The following is a 22713-nucleotide window of genomic DNA, read 5'->3' on the forward strand; positions in this document are numbered from 1 at the left end:
TCAAGTGCCTGATGCGATCTCTCTCAGCACTCGCATAACGGTTTCATCATAATGGCCTTCTAGGATCTGGCGACACACTTTACGCCTAACCGCTAATCCCAAAATCAATCGCTCGATCGTTAGATGTGCGCCCGAAGAATCTTGATTGTACAACTCGATAGTACGACTCAGCGCCTCATAGCTGACAACCTTGTCCCCTACCCTCAGCCAATCTAGCTTCTCTAACAGCTCCTGACACTCTTCTCTGATAGAAGTAGGTGAGTGTCCGGTCATTGCTGATAAAGCCGTTATACTGCGTTCTAGAGCTTCTGGAGAGGTATATTTGGTTAAGCTGATGGTGATCTCTTCAGCATTGATTTCAACCAGGTGCTTACGCAGCTTCACGCGACGACCCAGATTCCCTCTTGGTGACGACTTTTTACGTTGAATAGGTTCAAACTCGCCATCGATGATCTCCGCCAATTCCTCAAGCTTTTGCTTAGACACCATTTCATGTCTAAGTGGATTGGGCAGCGTTGGCGCCATGTTACGTTTACCCGCGTTGGTAGTACGAGCCCTCGCGTAGCGAACCACTTCTTCTGCGTTGCACTTAATATCTACTTGGTAATCTTTGACCTTACCTTTTGGCTCCAATGCGCTTAACGTCAGGTGATAACCCCATAAATTCACCACAAACAGTTCGTCGTTACCCTTGCCTTTAGAGAGTTTCTTCAGCTCTCTAAGCAAATCCATTGAGAAGCGCCGCCATTCGATATTGCGCGCAAGCTTTTGATTTAACTCACTAAGTAGCATCATATCAGAAGAGCGACGTGACATACGGCTCCTGAAGTAGGAATACAACTGGAACACCAAGGTATGCTGGCGAAGGATTTCTGGTGGGAACAAGAAGAAGTAATCTTTAGTCAGCAACTCCTCATAAAACGATGGCTCCCATACCAAGATATACAGGTTTGGTTTTATTTTTATCTCACCAGCTTCATTTTCGGTTGGAGCCTCTTCAGACGCGGTAATGGTTCGCGCTAGAAAACGGAAGCGATCACTCTTAAAGCCTTCGGGCATGTTCTCGCTTAACCACTGGCCTGTGAGTTCGTGCAGTTGGAAGTCCGTGTATTCGATGCGATCAATGCTATCGCGAATAGAATCGCGTGCAGGTCCGCTGTCCTTTTTTCCCCTCAAAGAGAGAATATCCGTGATATACAAAGGGGTTTTATTAGGCGCTACCTGAGCATTAATGTGGTAGTTATCTTGGTGATGATCATGGTATTGCACGGTTAGCGTAAACAAGGCAAATAACGTCATAAGATCATCAACTGTCATGATGTTTTTTGACGATCTCGTTTCGATAACAGCTCGTGTACCAGAGATCGAAACCATTGATTTCTGGTAATTTTTCCGTGTTCTTGGTGGCGCTAACGCTTGATCAATGATGCCAGCCCAGTTAGTCGGTGAAACAACAAACTGTTCAGCTTCGTCCAACATTGCTGGTGGATTATTCAATCCATGCTCGCTTAACAGCTGCTTGTTAACGTGTGTTTGAGCAAGCGCCTGGGTCTTTTTCTTCTTGGCCGTCGTCTTGGTGGATTCGGTTTGTAAGCTTCCGGTACCTAATGCAGTGATAAGCAATGATGGGTTGACGAAGTGATGCAGCATAGTCTTGCCCGCTAGGCCAGTTTCAAACCTAACCGGTGTTTGTTTGAATAAACCAATGTTTACTGCGGCTCTAAGGCGTTGTTGGATTGCAGCCCTAGTGATTTGTCCATCTGTGGCATCAATTAACTCTGTTGTCGAAACAAGACCGTCTTTGCTAGTCATGCCACGTAGAGAAATCAGATTAAGTAATTCAACTATGCTTTTGGTAACACCCTTGAAGTGTTGATACTGTTCTATCCATTCAACGGCGTTGTTGTTAACTTCAAATAAATGTCCATCTTTATGACTTCGAGGTTGTTTTATCAGGATCTTGTCTTCGTTGGTCATTTAGTATCCGTCTACACTTTATCGTAACTTAATCATTGTTCCGTATAGCTTAAGAAAATTTCTTTTAAAAAGAAAGAAAAAAATCTTGTTGCTCCTAAGACTGATCTTTATGTTTAAAACTGATCTTATTGATATAGTGATCTAATGATCCGGGCGCAGAAACCACTGTAAGCGCATGTTTTAAAAGGTATTTATTTCCCACTGGATCGGAACGATGATCATAGGCAAGACGTAAGCATGATCAAACAAAGTCTGTAAACATGATCAAAGAATGTTGGAAGTGTGATCAACGTAATTATTGATAGATGATCAAGAGAGCATTGAAAGCATGATCATTGAATACAAACAACTTATCCACATCTGCATTGTTTATTAAGTGTTCGAATTACCTTGTTGGTACTCTCTAATAGTATGATCGTTTCTCTAGTGCCCTACCCTATCGTTTATTTTTTGTGATTTTAATTGTCTTTTCATTTCGGAAAAATGATCAAGTGGCGTGTTGATCTATCGTTTCGATGATTGCTGTGTTTTTCAATCATTCCATTTACGGAGTCACTGGCGAACGATTGCGACAAACCATTTTCTTTTTATTGTGAATAGATGCAGCAATAGCGGCTCAAATGTTGGAAGCATGATCAAGAGTTCTTCGGATAGATGAGTTTCTATGCCCAATGCAGTTGAATTCATGGTGATTTTGTCTGGATTCCGCTCCATTGCCCATTCTGCCTAATGTTGACCGTAATCTAGCGGAACATTTACATGCTTCCGAGGATTAAAAACACTTGATCATCGATCCGTAAAGGATCCTTCATATTCATGAAATAGCCCGTTAAAGTCGATCCCCTTTTTTACAGTACGAGTTCCTTGATCATTGATCCAAGATCTCCGGTTTTTGTGGATAAATAAAAATTTTGCTCAAGGAACGATGATCAAGATATATCCTTGATCATCGTTCCATAAATTCTAATGAGATTAATAATTAGCCGATACTGGTAGTAATCCACTTATGGTAATTTTCAGTCAGTTTAGTTTCAGGCTGATTTGGGGGAATATCGAACCGCTAGCTAACAAAGGAGCATTGATTTGCAAATGACCGTAATTCATACAGTTCTTAACATCGTTCCGAAAACGCTCCGAAACATCCTGAGAACGTTTCTACGTAATCTATGTTATTGAGTGGGTTGACTCTAGATTTTGCCCTTTTCCCCTACCCCACGCTTATTTCACTAAAAATGAGTTCTTTACAATGTAAATACGTGACTCCTGTAACTTTTCAAATCTGTAATACTTTACCTGTGGTTATTCATTAAAAACTGTGCGTTAGTATGGCTAATTAACAGGCTATTTATGTGATTCAACTCATTAATAATTGTTCAGCACTTTATTGTAATTATATCTATTCGCTGTACAATTATCTAAGTCATACATTTATGGGAAGAATGATGAAAAGAGAATCAACGATAGATAATCTTTACCAACTGGCTGAACAGACTAAACAAGTTCAAGCTGATCGTATTGAAATAGTGTTGGAAGAGCGAAATGACGAGCACTTCCCGCCTATGTCAAAAGCATTGATGGAAACTCGCTCTGGTTTGACTCGAAGAAAACTAGACGACGCTATTAGCAAGATGGAAGCCAAGGGCCACCAGTTTACTAAAAACAACGCCAATCACTATTCAATCTCACTTGATGAGGCCCATCTTTTGATGGAGTCTGCCGGCGTTGAGAAGTTTCACGAACGTAAGCGCAATCAAAACAATAAACCTTGGGTAGTAAACGTTCAGAACCAGAAGGGGGGTACAGGTAAATCAATGACTGTAGTTCACCTTGCTGCCTGTTTGGCGTTGAATTTGGATAAACGCTACCGTATATGTCTTATTGACTTGGATCCCCAGGGCTCTTTGCGTCTGTTTTTGAACCCACAAATCAGTATCAGCGAGCATGACAATATCTACTCTGCCGTTGATATTATGCTAGACAATGTGCCAGATGAAGACGAGGTAGACTTAGAGTTCTTGCGTAAGAACGTATTGCTTCCTACTCAGTATCCAAACTTGAAAACCATTTCAGCTTTCCCTGAAGATGCAATGTTTAACGCGGAAGCGTGGCAATCTCTTTCTCAGGACCAGTCTTTAGATATCGTTAAACTGCTTAAAGAAAAGCTGATTGATAAGATCGCAGACGATTTTGACGTGATTATGATCGACACTGGCCCTCACGTAGACCCGTTGGTATGGAATGCAATGTACGCATCCAATGCGTTATTAATTCCTTGTGCAGCTAAGCGTCTTGACTGGGCATCGACGGTTAATTTCTTCCAGCATCTACCTACCGTTTATGAGATGTTCCCTGAAGATTGGCATGGCTTGGAGTTTGTTCGTATGGTGCCAACCATGTTTGAGGATGACAACAAGAAGCAGGTTTCTGTTCTTACTGAGATGAACTATTTGCTGCAAGATCAGGTGATGATGGCAACGATTCCAAGAAGTCGTGCGTTTGAAACCTGTGCAGATACCTACAGCACCGTATTTGACCTCACTCCAGGTGACTTTGAGGGGGGCAAAAAGACCCTCGCGGTTGCTCAAGATGCCGTGCAAAAAAGTGCACTAGAGTTAGAGAGAGTGTTACACAGTAACTGGGCGTCATTGAGCAAGGAGGATTAAGAGTATGGCGATAAAAACTTCCGATTTGAACGCCAAGCTATTTGGTAAAGCAAATAAGCGCAGGGCAACAACGCCTGCTGAGGCTCAAACTGCAGCTAAAGATAATGCTCAAGTTATTGAGTTGGCAGTAGCAGGGCAGGACATGGTTTCTTTTGAGTTGCAGCGTATCCCTGCAACGGAAATCGAGCAAAAGACCATTGTTTTTTCTGACAATTCTCGTGAGCAATCGTTTTTAAACGAACACGCATTGTCTGATATCTTGGTCACCCTTAAAGAGCGCGGCCAACAATATCCAGCAGTAGGTAGAAAAAACAGTGAAGGCAAGATTGAAGTTCTCGATGGTAGCCGTCGTAGAATGTCTTGTATCTTGGCTGAGAAAGATTTTCTTATCTATGTGGCAGAAGACATTAACGGCGAACACGCTAAGTTCTTGTCTGACGTGGCTAACGCACATAAGCCTCTCTCTTTGTATGAAAGAGGCCGTGAGATGCAAGCAAAGCTTGATTCTGGCGAGGTGACAGATCAGAAGGGACTTGCAGCTCTGTTCCAATGCAGTGAGGCACTTGTGAGTGGTGCACTTAAGGCGGCATCTTTGCCTCTGCCTTTGCTTCAAGCTTACCCTAATGTCACTGAACTCGGTCGACCAACCATCGTTAAGCTACATAAGCATTTTAATGAGCTTGATGAAACCGCTCAGCAAGGCATTCTAGATAAGTGTCAGAAAGACGGCGCGTATGTTTGGCAACGCTTTGGCGACATGAGCGAAGCTAAAATCACTAAGCAAGTTTCGGTGCTACTTGAAGGCTGGATTTCTGAGGTTAATCAAACGGTCGAAAAACCCGCTAAGAAGCCAGTGGAACTAGTGAAAGGTAAGGCAAGTTACGTAAGAAAGGGTCAATCTTTGGCGCTGAACCTTAAGAAAGTCGACGACGCATTGGCACAAGAGATTATTCAGTTTATCGAAGATAAGCTTAAGTAAGTTTTTGCTAAGTAGATAGAGTAGGGCGGGTACCATTAGTTTGGTACCCGCTTTTTTTGTTAGTGAATAGCGGAAATTGGCTTAACCGTTTTTAGGTTAAACTCCTTCATGATTGAGTATATATGGTCGAACAAATCGGCCTGTGCACGCTCGTAGTCTTTGATATTGGTCTTGTTGACGTAACAGTACACCTCTACCGGTAATCCAAAGCGGTTACTTTCCAGTTGCCTCACCACAATCGTTAGATCTTTAATTACTGCAGGGTGGGTGGCTAGATAACTGGCGATGTACTCACGAAAGCAACCTAGATTGGTGAGTCGTCTAAAGTTTATGGGGTCCGCATTATCAGGAAGAGTATGGTTGTACTCTTGGATTTCTTGTTGTTTACGCACAATATAAGACTTAAGCAATCTGAACTTACCCATGTGTTCAAGCATATCGGCATCCACAAAGTTTATCGTCTCCGCATCAATGAATATGGCCCTTTTTATGCGTCTTGCCCCAGTTTCATCTACCCCGTACCAGTTGATAAATGGTTCTGAAACGAGAGTTTGAGAAGGGATCATGGCAATGGTGTTGTCCCAGTTTTTTACTTTAACCGTGGTTAACGTTACTTCTTGTACTGTGCCATCTACTTTGTGGTTATCTAATTGAATCCATTCCCCCGTTGATATCATCTTATTGGCGGCCAACTGAATGCCGGCAATGAACCCTAGAATGGTGTCCTTCATAATAAAGGCCAACATACCGGCCATTACGCTGACGCCAGAGATAAGATAAATAGGGGTTCTGTCTAGGATATGTGACGTCGCAATGAGTGCTGCCAGTGCTACAAAACTGAGTTTAAAGAATTGCACAATGCCGTGTAGCGGCAAACGATGCGCGAAATGTTTGTTGGCAACCATAATGAGCAAGAGATCAAACGCCGCAAACAGAGTTCGTAGCACCAATATCGCAGCGCCAATCTCCAATACTCCATCAATGAGTTGACCCGGAATAGTGGTTTTGGGGACGATAAGCTCACTTGTGGACATGAACAAATAATAAGGGAATAGAACCGATACTTTTTCAGGCAGGTGCTTACGTTTGATAGTGAGCTTTGTTTTGGCGTTGTAATGTTGGCTACTTGTATGAATGAATCTTCGCATGAAGTGACGCGCCACCAGATAGGTGAACGTTGCAACTAACAAGGTAACGACAAATAACGCTACGTCTGCGATTAAGCTACTTCTATCAAATGTGATAGAAAATAATGACAGCAGATCAATTAAAAGGCTCCTAGATGCTCGACAATGGGCTCTGTTACAACTTGCTCATTTTCCATAAGTTAAAACCTCCGTGTTCTTACTCTATCGTATATCAAGCTAGCTCGAAGTAATGTATTAAGTTGCAAATTCTTAGCACTAGATAGGTATGTTCTATGGCTACAGTTATTTTGATGAAGAGGGGCGTAGTAATAGTCACTCTGATCTTGATTCTGCTATTCTAAGCACATTGATTATTCAGTCACTTAGGCGATTACCTTGTCACATCACCCTCATCTTCAAACCTTGGTCTCATTAAAACTCAATGCCTCTCAATCTATGCATCGCTGCGGCGTCGTGCTTGATGGAAGTAGAGAGTGGCAGTTGGAGCTATTAGAAGCGTTTGGAGCGGCTGTAGAGCACCACAGGGCGCTAATTATAGGTAACCATGGCTTGAGCTATGGTGAAAGTCTTACGTTTAAGCAGGCGCGTCAGAAGCTAGGACAAGAGTCAGACCTGATAGTGGCTGACTTAAATTCACCTTTTGATGCCAATGGCTTTACCGCTGCAAGTGGCACATTAAAGGGGGGTGGGATGTTGATTGTGTTGCCTTCGAGCAAAAATGAGGGTGATAACTACTCATCGTTGTGGCTTGAACGAGCACTTAAGTCTTTTCATCGTATCAAACAGAATGGAGACACTTTCCCTGAAATCAAGAAAGTAGAGCCCCTTGCAAGCTTTGACCGATACGAGCAACAGCAACAGGCCATTCAGGCTATCTCGCGTGTGCTTAGCGGACACAGGAAACGACCTTTGATTATAACTGCTGATAGAGGAAGAGGGAAATCGGCGGCTTTAGGAATGGCGGCAGGACGAATCATTAAAGATGAGACTAAGAAGATTTTGGTGACCGCTCCGAATACTCAAGCGGTTAAAACATTATTTGAACACGCGAAGTCTGCATCTGGTTGTAGTAATCAAAAGCCTAATATCGCTTCTTCCATTAAAGGTGGGAGCGTTGAGTTTATTGCACCTGATGAATTGCTACGTGAGCAGCAGGTTTGTGATTTGCTGTTAGTTGACGAGGCTGCTGCGATACCGCTGCCAATCCTTAAGTCTATCGTCGAGCGTTATCATAGAGTGTGTTTTGCCACAACTGTGCACGGCTATGAAGGATGCGGGCGAGGCTTTGGCATTAAGTTTGAAGCGTGGTTAAGCGAGCATCGACCAGGTTGGAACTCAGTTAAGCTTACTCAACCTATACGTTGGAACCCAGACGATCCAATGGAAGCATGGTTATTTGATACCTTCTTACTCGATGCGGAGGTTGAATCTGCGCCACTAGATACTGACCTCACCATTCATCTGCAAAAAATTGAGGCAGACAGTTACGCTCGTTCGCCAGAGATATTGAGAAAAGGATTTGGCTTGTTGGTCAATGCTCACTATCAAACGACGCCAAACGATCTGTTTCAGCTTTTGGATGACCCCAATATTGTATTTTACCAAGCACTGCAGGGTGAGCACGTCGTCGGGGTTATTGTTGGGTATTTGGAAGGGGGCTTAGAGGAATCGATACTTGCTGACGTGCAGCTAGGTCGACGACGTCCTGCAGGACATATGGTGCCGGTCTCTTTGGTTTCTCAACTTGCCGATAACGCACCTGCACGGGTTAAAAGCCTACGAATTATGCGAATAGCAGTCCACCCTGATCTTCAGGGACAAGGCATTGGAGGCTGGATGTTGTCTCAGTTATCTGAAAAGCAAACAGACGTGGAATATTTATCAACGAGCTTTGGCGTGACTGGGGAACTGGCAAACTTTTGGGTAAGCAATCATTTTCAGTCTGTGCGCTTAGGTAGCAAACAAGACCAAGCCAGTGGCTGTTTCTCCGTCACTATGGTTAAGCCCTTGAGCCGTTCTCTTTCATGGTTGGACGGTGCTAGATTTCAACTAAAAGAGGGCTTGCTGGATACGGCATCCGATATTCACCGCAATCTATCTAGCGACGTTTTAATGCAGCTGCTCAGTGACAGAGGCGTGAACCCTTCTCATCAACAAGAATGCCATTTACGAGTGTTGGAAAATTACGTTCAGGGTGGAGCAAGCTTTGAAGGTACCCGGTTAAAAATTCGAGAATTATTGCTCGCTAATTTGCATAGCGTAAAGTTTGAGAAAGTAAGCCTTATCTCTGACTTGGTCATAAAGAAGCTGAGTTGGTCTGACGTTTGTAAGAATCATGGCTTCACAGGACGAAAGCAAGCGGAAGCGAATTACCGCCAAGCCATCCAAGAACACCTACTTAGCACTCGATAAGCTGGTGATTTACAGTGTAAATTCAATAATTTCTGTCTCATAGGTCAATTTACACTGTAAATTTCACCTCTCACCAAACTGTCTCTCTTAAAAACATGAATATAGCCAATAGCACTGTTCATGTTTTTCGGTCGCCCAGTTCGTTAGTCTGTTGCTATCCGCATTTTATATTATTGAGGCTAGTCGACTTATGCTGTCAACAACTCAGGAAATCTTCAACAAGCTTACAAAACTGGTATTTGTCTTGTTGGGAATCGTTGTTTTATTTGTTGTGCTTTGCTTAGGGCTACTTCATAAGAACCAGCACATATCATCTGAAGAGTTTCTGGCAATTGCTGGCGTTGGTGTATTAATCGAAGGCGTGCTTTTTGCAATCTATCAGGGTGTAAAGTTCAAATGAAAAGGGCAGTAACTTTTCAAAGTTACTGCCCTCGATTTACACTGTAAATCATCTACTTATTGACTGATTTAAGGTTTCCCTTTTGTAATTCAGCCAGTACCTTTTCTTTCGGGCCATCTGCGACAACAGAGCCAGCACTCATCACTATCAATCTATCAACCACTTCTAGCATCGATGTTTTGTGAGTGATTAGAACTAAAGTTTCTTCGTTGGATAAATTCTTTAGTTCGTTTTTAAACAGTGCTTCGGCGCGGTTGTCCATGGCACTGGTGGGTTCATCAAGAAGAAGGATAGGGGGCCTTCCTAGTAATGCGCGTGCTACCGCTACCGCCTGACGTTGACCGCCTGATAGTAATAGGCCACCTTCACCCACTTGTCTTTCCAGTCCAGCAGGGTCTTTCATCGTAAATTCTGTCACACCTGCGCGTTTGGCTGCGATCATGACTTCGTTGTCTTCAGCAAGTTGCTTACCAAGGGTGATGTTATCGCGTATGGAACCGTAAAAGAGGGTAATGTCTTGCGGGACACAGCCTATATTGCTTCTCACATCGGTATGGTGCAATTGTTGGATATCGGTGTCATCAATGCGTACATGACCTTCTGTTGGCTTGTAAAGCCCCATAATCAACCGTTCTAGGGTTGTTTTACCGGACCCGATACGTCCGATGATGGCAACCTTCTCTCCTGGTCGAATAGTTAAGCTCACATCTCGAATCGAAGAGACAGGAGCGTCAGGGTAGTTGAACGTGACTTTATCCAGTTCAATCTTGCCTTGTAGCACAGGACGGTGAATGTAGCGCTTATCCTCTTCTTGCTCATCTGGCATGCTCATCACTTGCTCGATGATGGTCATTGAAGACTTAGCTTGGTTGTAGCGAGTCGATAGCAAGGCTACTTGCACCAAAGGACCTATGGCGCGACCACTCAACATAGTGGCGGCAATCAAGCCACCCATGGTTAGCTCTCCCTCTGAAATCAGGTATACCCCCATAATCAACATGCCGACGTTTGACGATTGCTGAAGGAAGCCTGCTGAATTTTGAACGCTGTCAGTAATGCGGCGGCTCTTAATATTCCAGTTAGCCATATGCGCGACCGCTTCTTCCCAGCGATACTGGAACTGACTTTGAGCCCCAAACATCTTCAATGATTCTAAACCGGAAAGCGCTTCGATTAGATTCGCATATTTTTGCGAGGCTAGACGTGAGCCCTCTTCGATACTGTTTCTAAGTGGTCGTTGAATCAGTAGAGAATGGAGAATCAATAAAGTAACGCAGACGATAGGTACTAATACGACGTTGCCTGCTATTAGCCAAATCACTACTAGGAAAAGCACAGCAAAGGGTAAATCAATGAGAGCGGCGATGGTGGCAGACGTGAAAAACTCTCTAATGGATTCAAACTCTTGTAGATGCCTTGCAAAAGCACCTACAGATGGAGGGCGAGCCTCCATTCTTATTCCCATTACTTTGCTAAACAGCTTGGACGAGATAATGATGTCTGATTTTTTTCCCGCAACATCGATAAAGTAGCTGCGAAGAGATTTAAGCAATAAATCAAAAATAAAGATAACGGCAATTCCGCTTGCCAGTACCCATAACGACTCAAAGGCGAGGTTGGGCACAACCTTGTCATACACAATTCGAGTAAAGAGAGGTGTAGCAATAGCGAATATATTGATCAAGATGGAGGCGATGAGGACGTCTCGATAGATAGACCGAGACTCTTTCAAGGTTCCCCAAAACCAGTGCCCCTTGCGTGTTTTCAATATTTCAGGAGAACGTTGATCAAAGCGAAATTGTTTTTTGATGAGAAAGTAACGTCCGCTGTAATCTTCTTCTAGGTCTTTTAACGTTACAGTTGTGGCTACAAAACCAGTATCCCGACCTACAATCTCTGCTTGTCCTTTTTCGTGATCCACACTGAGTAATACGCAGGCTTCGTTTTCACCGGTAAGAAGAACGGCGGGAAGAACCAGATCGGAGACCTTTTTCAAAGGCGCAGATTGTTCTTTAGCGACTAGGCCTGCTCTTTCGGCCGCTCTAGGAAACAGAATCGGTGTCAGCATGCCCTCGGGAAGAGGCAAGCCGTTGATCAGTGCTTCCGGCGAATTTGAAAGGCCGTAGTAGCGACTGACGTAAATCAGAGAGTGAAGTAATGAGTCTTTCATTCATTGTCATCCTTGGTGTCAATAGCGAAGCCTTGCAGTCCATTGACGTTATGCATGGCTAACTTATTAATTTGTCTTTGGTTTTCTACTCTTGTGGCTATGACAAATGCGCCAATATCATGCGCGAGCTTGGCAACTGAAGATAAGGTTTCTGTGGTCTTTTCATCGTCTAGATTCAGAGTGAATAAGTAGTCTAGTTTGACGTAATCAGGTGAAAACTCTTGTAAGTAATCGAGAGATTTTAGGTGGTGCGCATAGTTGTCTACGCCAAATTTAGCGCCGCTGCGACGAATGGTAGACACCAATAGTCGAGTCATCTCTTTGTGATAAATGAACACGGCTTCATGCAGTTCGAAGTGCAGATACGCAGCAAGCAGAGGGTGTTTCTGCAGTCTATCCTCTAGCCATGTAATGAACTCTGGTGACGTTACCGTGGCAGGTGCTAGATTGATTGCAACAGGAACTGGTGAACTGTCATTGCTAAGCTCCTTGATCATGCTTTCGATAATGTGTTGATCGTAGATATGTGCTTTGTTCATTTTTTCCATAGGCGCAAGGAACATAATCGCAGGAGTGTAGTTTCCTTCATGTTCAATACCCGAGAAAATTTCTCGATGATACGCATCACTGGCTATGCCTTTGACCAGTTGTGATTTGGTCATTACTGCATTGCGAGACATTGCACCTTCTACTAACTCTATCCATTGTGTAGCTGAAAGCGCTAACCCTTTGTTTTCATGGTGAATATATTGGTTACTCGGCTCCAGCTTAGCTTTTGTTAAAGAGATATCTACTGAGCTTAGAATGGATTTAGAATCTGCAAAGCCGTCAGTAATGACAGCGCCAATTTCAAACTTTGTTTCCTTTGCGGACTTGGAGAGGCTGGAGAGTTGCGCTAGAAGTTCGCTTAATTGCTGTTCGTCTTCATAAGGGGCAATGACACCTACTTCATCATCGAGCAGGCGAGCACAGACTATGGAACTGTCGTTGGTCAATGTCTTAAGCGCAGGACCAACTCGCTGCATGAGTTCGGTTACAGCTTCAAAGTCATGCCTTGTCTTGGCTTGAGTTGCTTCTTCATAACGGATAACCGCTACTACCAGCGTCTGTCCTTCAGAGTTTTTGGACTCAAGTTGACTGGTAAAGTAATTGCGATTACCCAGTGTGGAGGGTTTATCGATAAAGGCTTGTATGCGCAGAATATCGGCTTGTCTGGTTTGTTCTTCAACAAAGGCTTTTATACGAATGACCATTGACTCAAATGCATTAAATACAGGAACTAGATCTTGTGTATCAGGCTTACTCAATGAAATATTGAAATCCCTATTAGCGATTTGAGTTGCCGCGCCTGAAAGTTGATTCAAGGGCTCAAGAGATCGTTTGACGAAGAAACTAGTGAGCAGTAGAGCAAAAAGAAAGGCTGCGATACCCACACCCAGGGTAAATTCCATATTCCTCCAAAGCGCCGCATAAGCGACGCCTGGGTGGCTTATTATTTCAATCTCTGCTAGCTGTAACCATCCACTGGTAACGACACGTTTCTCATGAATGGTTTGAAAGATATCTAGTTCAACCAGCCAGTTAGGTGCATTCTCACCTCTAATGGGATAGCTTCTTACTATCTCATCACCCGTTTGTAGCATTACCACTCTGACAGAAGAAAAAGAGCTCCCGTCAAATAGGGCATTGACCGCTGTTTCTACAGCGACCGGATCATTGTCTTCTAGGTAGGGAGAGAGAGCGAGACCGACAGTATTGATCGCATTCTTCACCTCTGAAAATTGCTTCTGTGCAATGAATTGACGGGATTGGTGATAATCGACGTAGAACAAACCTACAAACAATAAACTGAAGGTAAGTGAGATACTGATAAGCAGTTTTGTATATAAAGTCATAATATTATTCGTCCAAATTGACCAAAGGCTGGTTTAATACGAGCTTTTTTTGTCGTTCTCGAACTTGATTCCACAAGCTTAATCGAGAGGACTTTCCAGCCACTTTTCCTTGGATACTTTCTTTTGCGAGCCATAAGTGGTCGCCGTTAAAACTGTAAATAGGCACAATGTCAGGGCGCTGCGATGCGGGTAAAATACGAAAATCCAAATTATCTAGAACGAGAGGAACTGAGTTTGGAGTAGGGTAGTAGGCAACCACCATATGAAACTGATTCAGTTCAACAGCTTTGCCATAGATAAGCCTGAGTTTGTTTTCATCAATACCAAGCTCTAGGAGGCTGAAGTATTTAGCTATGGTGAAGTCTTCGCAGTCTCCCGCGCCCACACCAACAAACTCCATCGGTGTCGCCCAATAGTCCTTTTTTCCCCATAAATAGATATCATCAACAAACATGAACTGATTGAAGAAGTCGTTGATGAGCTTTAACTGTTCCAATTCTGGCTTACCCGCCGCATCCGATACGGCATTGCGCCATGCGACGACTCGTTTTCCTGCTCGTTCTCCATAGGCTGCCTCTACCTTGGACTTCCAGAGCAGTTCTTCTTTGTCGAGCGCAGGAACGCTAAATGTAAGCGTCCCTGCTAGTAGTGAAATGATTAAGGGTCTAGTCATTTCTTCTATTCACGCAAGGCGCGCCCTTTGGCGCTTAACACTGGCTTGAGCAAATAGTCCAGCACGGTTCGCTTACCTGTAATGATGTCCACAGAAGCCGTCATGCCTGGGATGATGGGCAACTCTCCATCACTACCAAAACCCGTTTGGTCGGTATGAACTCGAACTAGATAAAAACTGTTTCCTTCTTCATCTTGAATGGTATCGGCACTGATGTGCTCTAAGCGACCTACAAGACCACCATACTTAGTAAAGTCATAGGCACTGAATTTGACGATAGCTAGCAGGCCGGGGCGCAGGAAAGCAATATCTTGAGGGGCGATCTCTGCCTCAACCACCAGCATATCTTCAGTAGGGACAATCTCGACAAGGTCCATACCTGGCTGTATAACACCGCCTACGGTATTGGTGTGAAGCTTCTTGATGGTTCCTGTTACTGGCGAAGTCACTATCGTTCGGCTTACTCTATCTTCTAAGCCGACAGTGCTTTGTGTAATTGCTGAAAGCTCATCTTGGCTGAGGTTGAGCTTCTCTTGCTGTTCCGATCGAAAACCTAACGCAACATCGACTCGACTGAGTAATGCCTCTCTGATTTCGGCGTTAAGTACGGGCACACGTCCTCGAGCAGAGTCTAGTTCACGCTTGGTGTCGTTGACTTGTCGTTTCAATTTGATGAATTCAATCTGCGGTACGATGCCTTCTTCGGCGAGCGGCGCCATTAGCTCATATTCTGTCTGAGCAAAGTCGTAGCCTTGTTTAAGGTTAGAGATGCGGCTTCTTACCTCATTAAGGTCTTGAATTTTTTGATCAACTTGTTGATCTAGCACCCTTAACTGGTTTCTAAGATTATTAAGGTCTTGTCGATATTCTGAACGTTGCCTAGCGGCCAATCTGGGTTGGGTTTCTTCAAAATTGGCAGGGTAAACAAGCTTGTCTGTGCTAATAGTGACACTGTTGCGCCAATTTCTAAGAGTGACATTCTCTTTTACTTCGATACTGGCGACAGAAGCCGATAATTGCAGAACCTTAGCGGTTAGGTTGTAGATCTGCTGTTCACGTTCACGAAAATCAGAACGAAAGCGAGTATCGTCGATGAGCAGAAGTTGTTGACCCTTAGTGACCTGCTGACCTTCTCTTACTAGAAGTTCTTTAACAAGACCACCCTCTAGGTTTTGTACCACCTGTAGTTGACTGGAAGGGATAACCTTGCCACTGCCTACGGTAACTTTGTCTAACTCAGCCCAACTTGCCCAACCGATAGCGCAACTGAAGAATAGAAGAACAAACCAGAGCAGTAATCTGGCATTTGATGGGGTGTTTAACAGCAGAGCTGCGGTTTTATCATCCACATACTCTAACTCGGTACGACCGAGATTTTTTAGTTTCTCTTGACTCATAGGCCATCCATTTGCGCATTGAGTGAACGAGGGAAATTGTATCTATAACTAGTCTGATATTATCGCGCTGAGATATAGCGAATGTTTTCTCTATAGTATTCTTATTTGTTGTGAATGTTAAGTATACGTTCAATTGATTCACTCGGTGTTCACAACATTATAATGTGCAGTAGGTTATTGAATTTTCGAAGTAATCTTTTCGAGTGAATCGGTTGTTAATTGCACCAATGCATGTACAAAGTGACTCAAACTAGGGGAGATACGCGTATCATGCATGTTTCAACTAAAAACGCCCTTGAGTTCTTTGGCATTGGCGCGCAAAATTTAACAAAATCGATTTGAGGATGTGAAATGAAGTTAACGGATATTCGTCGAGACTATACCTTAGGTGGTCTTCGCAGAAAGGATTTGAAAGCAAACCCTGTTGATCAGTTTAATTTATGGTTAGAGCAAGCGGTTGAAGCAAAGCTGACGGATCCTACCGCAATGACAGTGGCGACGGTTGATGAGCGCGGCCAGCCTTATCAGAGAATTGTTTTGCTTAAGAGTTTGGATGATCGTGGCTTTGTGTTTTACACCAATCTTGGAAGCCGCAAAGCGATTCAGCTGAAAGAGAACAATCGAATTAGCCTACATTTCCCTTGGCACCCACTAGAGCGTCAGGTTCATGTTACAGGTGTAGCGGAAAAACTTACCGCAGCCGAAAATTTCAAATACTTCACTTCTCGTCCAAAAGAGAGCCAGCTTGCCGCTATTGCGAGTAAGCAGAGTTCGCGTATTTCTGCTAGAGGCATTCTTGAGGGTAAATTCCTTGAGCTGAAAAAGAAGTTTGCTGATGGAGAAATTCCAATGCCGTCTTTTTGGGGCGGATATCGAGTAAAGGTCGAGTCGATTGAGTTTTGGCAGGGCGGTGCGAATCGACTGCATGATAGATTTATCTATACCGCCGACAAAGAGCATGATTGGGAAATAGAGCGTTTAGCGCCTTAATTTACAGTGTAAAGATTACACTAGGTGCTAGGTGCTAGGTGCTAGGTCCCAGAACCCAGAACCTCCAACCCTAAGGAAACACAATGTCAGGAATTAAAGAGTTAGATCAATTGCTTAAGTCGATGAGGCCACACTTAGTAGACGGTGAGTTTGTGTTTTGTACCGTACAGGGCAAGCTCAGTGACTATATTGAGCTAAATCCTGTTGGCACTTTTGTTGAATCTGAAGGCTTAACCTTAGTACTTGAACGAAGTGCCGCAGAGGAGCATCAATTGTCATTCGATGGCCACTTTTGCATGATTACATTAACGGTACACTCTAGCCTTGAGGCTGTGGGGTTAACTGCCGCAGTTTCCAACAAGTTGGCTTCAAAGGGAATCAGCGCAAATGTGGTAGCTGCTTATTATCATGACCATATCTTCGTTCAGGCTGCAAAGGCTGAGCTAGCGCTACAAGCTCTTAATGAGTTTAGCCAGTAGCGTATCTACAAAAGCATTCAATACAAAAATCCCGACACACAAGCGTCGGGATTTTTATTAACAATGAACTATTTAATACTAGAAGCGGTAGTCGATACCCGCATAGTAACTACGCTCAGGGCCTACATAATCGAAGCCACCCCAACCTTCAGAGGTTTCGTATTCTTCATCCAGCATATTCAGTACCTTGAACTTAGCATCTAGGTTTTTGGTGATTGCATATTGCGCCGCGAAGTCAAAAGTAATGTAGCTATCTAAAGTCTTGGTTGCGTCTGGGCGCTCGCCGACATAGATAGTGGCTAAGCTCATATTCAATGCATCGTAGCTATACGCCGCGATCCACTTGTAGTTCTGTTTAGCACGTCTTATTAATTGCTGACCCGTTGTTTTGTCTTCAGGATCGCTCCAATCAGCACTTAATACATGATTAACAGGACCGGTATCAAAATCGACGGAAACCTCAATTCCTTTTACCTCGGCTTCGTTGATGTTTTTAAGTGAGAAGCTCGAACTGTCCCAGATAATAAGGTTATCGGTGTTTGTTTGGTATGCTGTTACGCTCCAAAACGCCCATGAGTGATAACCAGAGAAACCAACTTCAAGTGATTCTGATTCTTCTGGCTTTAGATCCTTGTTGCCACCCAGACCATAAAGGTCGAAGAAGGTAGGTGCTCTAAACGCTGTTCCATAGTTAGCGGTAAACTGTATCTCTGGAGTGATAAACCAAGCAAGTCCTGCGCCCCATGTGGTGTTGCCATCGTACGCGCTGTTTTCGTCATGTCTTACATTCGCTTCCAATGTAACAGGGTCTAAGTTGACATTGCCCCCAACAAAAACGGCGGTGTTGTTGCGCGTGTTTTCATCAAAGTCGCTTACGGGGAAACCACCCGATACCCCTGTATTGCTCGCCTCTTCATATGAGTAATCAACGCCACCAATAAGGTCGGTATTTTCTATACCCTTATAATGGTTCACCCAAAGTACAGATGTTCGTTTTGATTCGATGAAGGACTTGAGGGAGTTAGTTCTATCTGGGCCGTCAGTCTGAGTTTCCTGAGAAAAGCTTACCTGCAAGTTTGAGTTGAAATCATCTCGAGCATAATCGACATTACCAGAGATAATGTAGGCTTCAGTTTCTTGTTTGTTTGGCAGGCTGACAGGATCATTTCCTACATATTGATTCTCATAGTTTTGATAAACACCGTTAAAGCCAGCAGACCAATTCGAGTCTATATGCTTGGTCACGCCACCTGTTAGAAACTGAGAGTCAAAGCCATAGTCGTTATCCGTTGGCTGGCTGGTGATATTGTAGCCCTTGCTTCCTTCGTTGCTTACCACAAAGCTGCCGTGGCTGGTGTCAGAAAGTTCACCTGCAGAGCGCCAACCTTCTTGATGGTAGTTATTAGAGCCACCATTTAATGTCAGTTCATGTACAGAAGACTCTTTATTGTTGGTCGTGATACTTATGACCCCACCGATGGCATCGGCTCCGTAAACAGCAGCACGTGGCCCTCGAACAAGTTCAATTCGTTCAATGGCAAAAGCAGGTATCAAGCCAAGGGTGTTGGTTGTACCACCAGCTGCGGTATTGAGTCGCACGCCATCGAGCAGCACTAGTGTTTGGTTACTATTGGCACCACGAATAAAGATGCTACTAGTGGAGGCTTTGGTTCCCTGAGAAACGACTTGTACACCAGGTAGTGTCTTTAACACATCATAGGCGCTATCCGCTTGCAGTTGCTCTATTTGTTCACGTTCAACAACGCTAACAGAGGCCAATGCAGAGGTTTGAGTTTGTTCAAAGCGGTTTGCTGTGACAACGATGGTTTCATCAACTTCTGTTGAATCAGTATCTTGAGCAAAAAGTGCAGGGGCATACAGCGAAACAATAGCTGTTGCCAGAATGGATTTTTTCATTTTGAGTCCTAATACGCGTAGTGATAAAAACGCTTATGTTTGCGTTTTTTCTTACTGGCAGGTATTCGGACTAATGAGCACTGTAGAGGAACCCCTACAACCTAGCGTCTCACTTCCCGCAATAGACTATTGCAGTGTGCTGGGTTACCCCTTAAGACGTTCGTTCTCAAATACCGCTGCGCGTCAGTTTTGGATTCACACCAAATTCCCTTTTAAGCCTGAAATCTCTGATTTCATGACACCAGCGGGGGGAGATTTTATAGAGTGTTAAAGGGGGTGTCTAGTTCCCTGAAACACTTGTTAAATGTGACGAAATGTAATGTTAAGTGGCTGTAATCACATTTCTCTTGATCATTGTTCCGTATTCTTTGCTATGGCTAGTGCTGCTCTGTAGGATTGTCGCCAAATTCATGGTGGTTTTATAGAGCTGAGGAAAAGCAATGTTTACAGCATCTAGTGTTTTAAATCCCGATTTCATTAACCAACCCAAAGAGACACTTTGGTCTCTCATTTCACCTATGTATATGGTGGATGAATCGGCTTGGTTGAATGAGTTATTAAAGCTAGCGACACCTCTTGAAGAGGAAAAACAGCGCACAAAACGTCAAACTACGGCGCTAATTGAAGCGATCCGCGCCGATAAGCGCTCAATCCAGATGATTGACGCCCTATTGTTGGAATACAGCCTAGATACGCAAGAAGGCATTTTGTTGATGTGCCTTGCCGAAGCATTGATGCGTATTCCTGACTCTGAAACCGCCGATGCCCTAATTAAAGACAAGCTTACTGTAGCCGATTGGAAGTCTCACCTGAGCCAGTCTGATTCTGTATTTGTTAATGCTTCTACTTGGGGTTTAATGCTGACTGGTAAGGTGGTTGGCGTTAACAACCAAGAAACAACCAGCCCAAGCTCTGCGCTGTCGAAGCTAGTGAACAAAATGTCTGAGCCAGTAATTCGTAAGGCAATGCACCAAGCGATGAAGGTCATGGGACACCAGTTTGTTCTGGGTCGTGACATTAAAGAAGCACAGAAAAACGGTGCGCCATTGCGTAAGAAGGGGTTTACTCACTCTTTCGATATGTTGGGTGAAGCTGCTTTAACCTCAGAAGATGCACAAAAGTATTTCAATGATTATTTGATGGCGATCGAGTCTGTTGGTCGAAACAAACAAAATGATGACTCAAGCCCTGCGCCCTCTATTTCGATCAAACTGTCCGCATTGCATCCTCGCTATGAGGTGGCAAACAAAGAGCGCGTCCTTAACGAGCTTCATGATACCTTGATCAAGCTATTAACTCGCGCTATCGAGTTGGATGTCGCCATCACCATTGATGCAGAAGAAGCAGATCGTCTTGAATTGTCTCTACAGCTGTTTGAGAAGGTCTACACCAACGATCTTGTTAAAGGCTGGGGTAAGTTTGGTCTGGTGATCCAAGCGTATTCTAAGCGCTGCTTACCGGTTCTGGTATGGGTGAATGCCTTAGCCAAAGAACAAGGCGATCTTATCCCACTGCGTTTGGTTAAAGGCGCGTATTGGGACAGTGAGATCAAATGGTCACAGCAGGCGGGTTATGCAAACTACCCTGTCTACACTCGCAAAGAAGCCACTGATATGTCTTATCTGGCGTGTGCTCGCTTTTTATTGAGCGACGGTGTGCGTGGCAATATTTTCCCGCAATTCGCGAGCCACAATGCTCATACCGTTACCGCTATTGCAGAGATGGCTGAGCATACCGACTATGAGTTCCAGCGCCTGCATGGCATGGGCGACTCGCTCTACTACCATGTGATGGAAAAATATGGCCAACCTGTACGCATCTACGCGCCAGTAGGAAGCCATAAAGACTTGCTGCCTTACTTAGTGCGCCGCCTACTGGAAAATGGTGCTAACAGCTCGTTTGTACATAGATTGGTTGATGCCCGTTGTCCGGTTGAAGACCTAACGCACCACCCTGTTGATACCTTGTTAGGTAATGAAACCTTGCACAATGATCAGATCCCGCTTCCACCGCAGATCTTCGGTGAGCGCGTGAACTCTATCGGTATCAATGTGGATGTTGAGAGTGAAGCGATGCCTTTTGAACAGCAAGTGGTTAGCTTCCTTGCTAAGCAATGGCAAGGCGCTCCAATCATCAATGGATCTATGATCTCTGGAACTATGATCAAGGAAGAAAGCGTTGTTGCGCCTTTTGATCGTAGTGTAACGGTAGGTAAGATCGGGTTTGCAAACCTTGATCATGTTTCCGATGCGATTACCTCAGCCCAGTCTGGCCTTGAGCACTGGAGATATACACCGGTTGCTCACCGTGCTGAGTGTCTGAGAAATCTAGCGGATAAGCTAGAAGAGAATCTTGCTGAATTGGTTGCCCTTTGTCATATGGAAGCGGGTAAAACCATTCATGACAGCATTGATGAGGTGCGAGAAGCCGTTGATTTTTGTCGTTACTATGCCGACAATGCCACTCATCTTGGTCCTGAATCTATTCAAGGCTTTGATGGCAATCTGCAATGGTGTGAGAGACATGGGCGTGGCGTGTTTGTCTGTATCAGTCCATGGAACTTCCCACTAGCTATCTTCCTAGGTCAAATATCGGCAGCACTTGTTGCGGGCAATACCGTTGTGGCCAAGCCGGCTGAGCAAACCAGCTTGATTGCGGCTCGAACTGTTGAGTTAATGCTGGAATCTGGTTTCCCTTCTGATGTCATTCAATTCCTACCCGGGCGCGGTGCAGAGATTGGCTCTGCCTTGACTTCTCATCCTGCCATTGCCGGTGTGGCGTTTACTGGCTCTACCGCAACCGCTAAGCGAATTAATCTATCTTTGGCTGAGCGTGATAGCCAACCGGTTCCGTTCATTGCTGAAACGGGCGGTCAAAATGCAATGATTGTCGATTCAACGGCGCTTCCTGAGCAAGTGGTTCGCGATGTAGTACGCAGTGCGTTTGCTTCGGCAGGCCAGCGCTGCTCGGCGCTACGCGTATTGTTTGTACAAAAAGACATAGCGCCAAGAATTACTAAGCTGATTCAAGGTGCAATGAAAGAGCTCAGCGTAGGCCTACCTTATTTGCACAGTACAGATGTGGGTCCTGTAATAGATGAGCTTGCACAGCAGAAATTACTCGCACATATCGAGACGATGCGCAAAACCCAGAAAGTGGTTGCTGAAGTTGAATTAGACGAGCAATGCAATGCCGGTATGTATGTACCACCTACCGCAATCGAGATCAGTGATATCTCTGTGTTGGAAGAAGAGCAGTTTGGTCCAATCTTGCATATCGTACAATTCGAGGCGAGCCAGATCGCAGAGGTCGTAGACAAGATTAACACTACGGGCTTTGGTCTAACCATGGGTATTCATTCTCGCAATGAAACCACTTATCGTTGGATTGAGGAAAATGCTCGAGTGGGCAACTGCTATATCAACCGTGATCAGGTGGGTGCTGTGGTAGGCGTTCAACCTTTTGGTGGACAAGGGCTATCAGGCACAGGTCCAAAAGCGGGTGGGCCAAACTATTTGTATCGCTTTACGGAGCATGTATGTCGAAACCGCCAGGTGGCGGATTCAGCACAGACGCAACAATCTTCGCAAACTGATGAGCAAGGGGTATAGCA

General features: G+C 44.4%; 13 protein-coding genes and 1 riboswitch. Of the genes, 6 read left to right on the forward strand and 7 right to left on the reverse strand.

Features of this window, described 5'->3' with window-relative positions:
* Nucleotides 1–1977, reverse strand: a complete 1977-nt coding sequence (locus A6E01_RS13055; protein ID WP_017031744.1) for a replication initiator protein RctB domain-containing protein — start codon at nucleotides 1975–1977, stop codon at nucleotides 1–3.
* Nucleotides 1978–3419: 1442 nt separating this feature from the next.
* On the opposite strand from A6E01_RS13055, the gene A6E01_RS13060 reads away from it, so the two are divergent.
* Entirely contained in the window at nucleotides 3420–4640 is a 1221-nt protein-coding gene (locus tag A6E01_RS13060) for an AAA family ATPase (RefSeq protein ID WP_017028430.1), read from the forward strand.
* A 4-nt stretch (nucleotides 4641–4644) separates the two neighbouring features.
* Nucleotides 4645–5619 carry a ParB/RepB/Spo0J family partition protein gene (locus A6E01_RS13065; RefSeq protein WP_065210372.1) on the forward strand — a complete coding sequence of 325 codons (975 nt, stop codon included), beginning with the start codon at nucleotides 4645–4647 and terminating at the stop codon, nucleotides 5617–5619.
* A 59-nt stretch (nucleotides 5620–5678) separates the two neighbouring features.
* On the opposite strand, the gene A6E01_RS13070 is transcribed toward A6E01_RS13065, so the two are convergent.
* The gene (locus A6E01_RS13070) at nucleotides 5679–6767 is read right to left on the reverse strand and encodes a mechanosensitive ion channel family protein (protein ID WP_237334535.1); all 1089 of its coding nucleotides are present in this window, start codon (nucleotides 6765–6767) and stop codon (nucleotides 5679–5681) included.
* A gap of 375 nt (nucleotides 6768–7142) precedes the next feature.
* Between A6E01_RS13070 and A6E01_RS13075 the strand changes: the two genes are divergently transcribed.
* A complete protein-coding gene (locus A6E01_RS13075; RefSeq protein ID WP_065210373.1) occupies nucleotides 7143–9179 on the forward strand; it encodes a tRNA(Met) cytidine acetyltransferase TmcA in 2037 nt (678 codons plus the stop codon).
* A 452-nt stretch (nucleotides 9180–9631) separates the two neighbouring features.
* On the opposite strand, the gene A6E01_RS13085 is transcribed toward A6E01_RS13075, so the two are convergent.
* Genes A6E01_RS13085 through A6E01_RS13100 form a run of 4 tightly spaced genes read right to left on the reverse strand, consistent with a single transcriptional unit; the run spans nucleotide 9632 to nucleotide 15714 of the window.
* On the reverse strand, nucleotides 9632–11749 hold the full coding sequence (locus A6E01_RS13085; protein ID WP_065210375.1) for a type I secretion system permease/ATPase: 2118 nt from the start codon (nucleotides 11747–11749) through the stop codon (nucleotides 9632–9634).
* Nucleotides 11746–13644 (reverse strand): bifunctional diguanylate cyclase/phosphodiesterase, encoded by a 1899-nt coding sequence (locus A6E01_RS13090; protein ID WP_065210376.1) that lies wholly within the window; start codon nucleotides 13642–13644, stop codon nucleotides 11746–11748. Before A6E01_RS13090 ends, A6E01_RS13085 begins: the two co-directional genes overlap by 4 nt.
* A 4-nt stretch (nucleotides 13645–13648) precedes the next feature.
* A complete protein-coding gene (locus tag A6E01_RS13095; RefSeq protein ID WP_065210377.1) occupies nucleotides 13649–14317 on the reverse strand; it encodes a transglutaminase-like cysteine peptidase in 669 nt (222 codons plus the stop codon).
* Between the two features lie 5 nt (nucleotides 14318–14322).
* Nucleotides 14323–15714: an HlyD family type I secretion periplasmic adaptor subunit gene (locus A6E01_RS13100; RefSeq protein ID WP_065210378.1), complete on the reverse strand. Its 1392-nt coding sequence runs from the start codon at nucleotides 15712–15714 to the stop codon at nucleotides 14323–14325.
* A 351-nt stretch (nucleotides 15715–16065) separates the two neighbouring features.
* Between A6E01_RS13100 and pdxH the strand changes: the two genes are divergently transcribed.
* Entirely contained in the window at nucleotides 16066–16704 is a 639-nt protein-coding gene (gene pdxH / locus A6E01_RS13105; protein ID WP_017028421.1) for a pyridoxamine 5'-phosphate oxidase, read from the forward strand.
* Nucleotides 16705–16787: 83 nt separating this feature from the next.
* Nucleotides 16788–17183, forward strand: a complete 396-nt coding sequence (locus tag A6E01_RS13110) for an ACT domain-containing protein (RefSeq protein WP_065210379.1) — start codon at nucleotides 16788–16790, stop codon at nucleotides 17181–17183.
* Nucleotides 17184–17261: 78 nt separating this feature from the next.
* Here the strand turns inward: A6E01_RS13110 and A6E01_RS13115 are convergent, their stop codons facing one another.
* Nucleotides 17262–19100 carry a TonB-dependent receptor domain-containing protein gene (locus A6E01_RS13115; protein WP_065210380.1) on the reverse strand — a complete coding sequence of 613 codons (1839 nt, stop codon included), beginning with the start codon at nucleotides 19098–19100 and terminating at the stop codon, nucleotides 17262–17264.
* Between the two features lie 39 nt (nucleotides 19101–19139).
* A riboswitch (cobalamin riboswitch) is annotated at nucleotides 19140–19361 on the reverse strand.
* Nucleotides 19362–19540: 179 nt separating this feature from the next.
* Here A6E01_RS13115 and putA point away from each other — a divergent pair.
* Nucleotides 19541–22711, forward strand: a complete 3171-nt coding sequence (putA, locus tag A6E01_RS13120; protein ID WP_065210381.1) for a bifunctional proline dehydrogenase/L-glutamate gamma-semialdehyde dehydrogenase PutA — start codon at nucleotides 19541–19543, stop codon at nucleotides 22709–22711.
* The last annotated feature ends 2 nt before the right edge of the window (nucleotides 22712–22713 follow it).

Origin of the sequence: Vibrio breoganii (assembly GCF_001677275.1) — a bacterium.
Lineage (GTDB): Bacteria > Pseudomonadota > Gammaproteobacteria > Enterobacterales > Vibrionaceae > Vibrio > Vibrio breoganii.

What these genes read in the sequence shown, in the direction of transcription:
- A6E01_RS13055 (WP_017031744.1), bottom strand. Translation starts at nt 1,977, where the DNA reads ATGACCAACGAAGACAAGATCCTGATAAAACAACCTCGAAGTCATAAA.
- A6E01_RS13060 (WP_017028430.1), top strand. Translation starts at nt 3,420, where the DNA reads ATGAAAAGAGAATCAACGATAGATAATCTTTACCAACTGGCTGAACAG.
- A6E01_RS13065 (WP_065210372.1), top strand. Translation starts at nt 4,645, where the DNA reads ATGGCGATAAAAACTTCCGATTTGAACGCCAAGCTATTTGGTAAAGCA.
- A6E01_RS13070 (WP_237334535.1), bottom strand. Translation starts at nt 6,767, where the DNA reads ATGCGAAGATTCATTCATACAAGTAGCCAACATTACAACGCCAAAACA.
- A6E01_RS13085 (WP_065210375.1), bottom strand. Translation starts at nt 11,749, where the DNA reads ATGAAAGACTCATTACTTCACTCTCTGATTTACGTCAGTCGCTACTAC.
- A6E01_RS13090 (WP_065210376.1), bottom strand. Translation starts at nt 13,644, where the DNA reads ATGACTTTATATACAAAACTGCTTATCAGTATCTCACTTACCTTCAGT.
- A6E01_RS13095 (WP_065210377.1), bottom strand. Translation starts at nt 14,317, where the DNA reads ATGACTAGACCCTTAATCATTTCACTACTAGCAGGGACGCTTACATTT.
- A6E01_RS13100 (WP_065210378.1), bottom strand. Translation starts at nt 15,714, where the DNA reads ATGAGTCAAGAGAAACTAAAAAATCTCGGTCGTACCGAGTTAGAGTAT.
- pdxH (WP_017028421.1), top strand. Translation starts at nt 16,066, where the DNA reads ATGAAGTTAACGGATATTCGTCGAGACTATACCTTAGGTGGTCTTCGC.
- A6E01_RS13110 (WP_065210379.1), top strand. Translation starts at nt 16,788, where the DNA reads ATGTCAGGAATTAAAGAGTTAGATCAATTGCTTAAGTCGATGAGGCCA.
- A6E01_RS13115 (WP_065210380.1), bottom strand. Translation starts at nt 19,100, where the DNA reads ATGAAAAAATCCATTCTGGCAACAGCTATTGTTTCGCTGTATGCCCCT.
- putA (WP_065210381.1), top strand. Translation starts at nt 19,541, where the DNA reads ATGTTTACAGCATCTAGTGTTTTAAATCCCGATTTCATTAACCAACCC.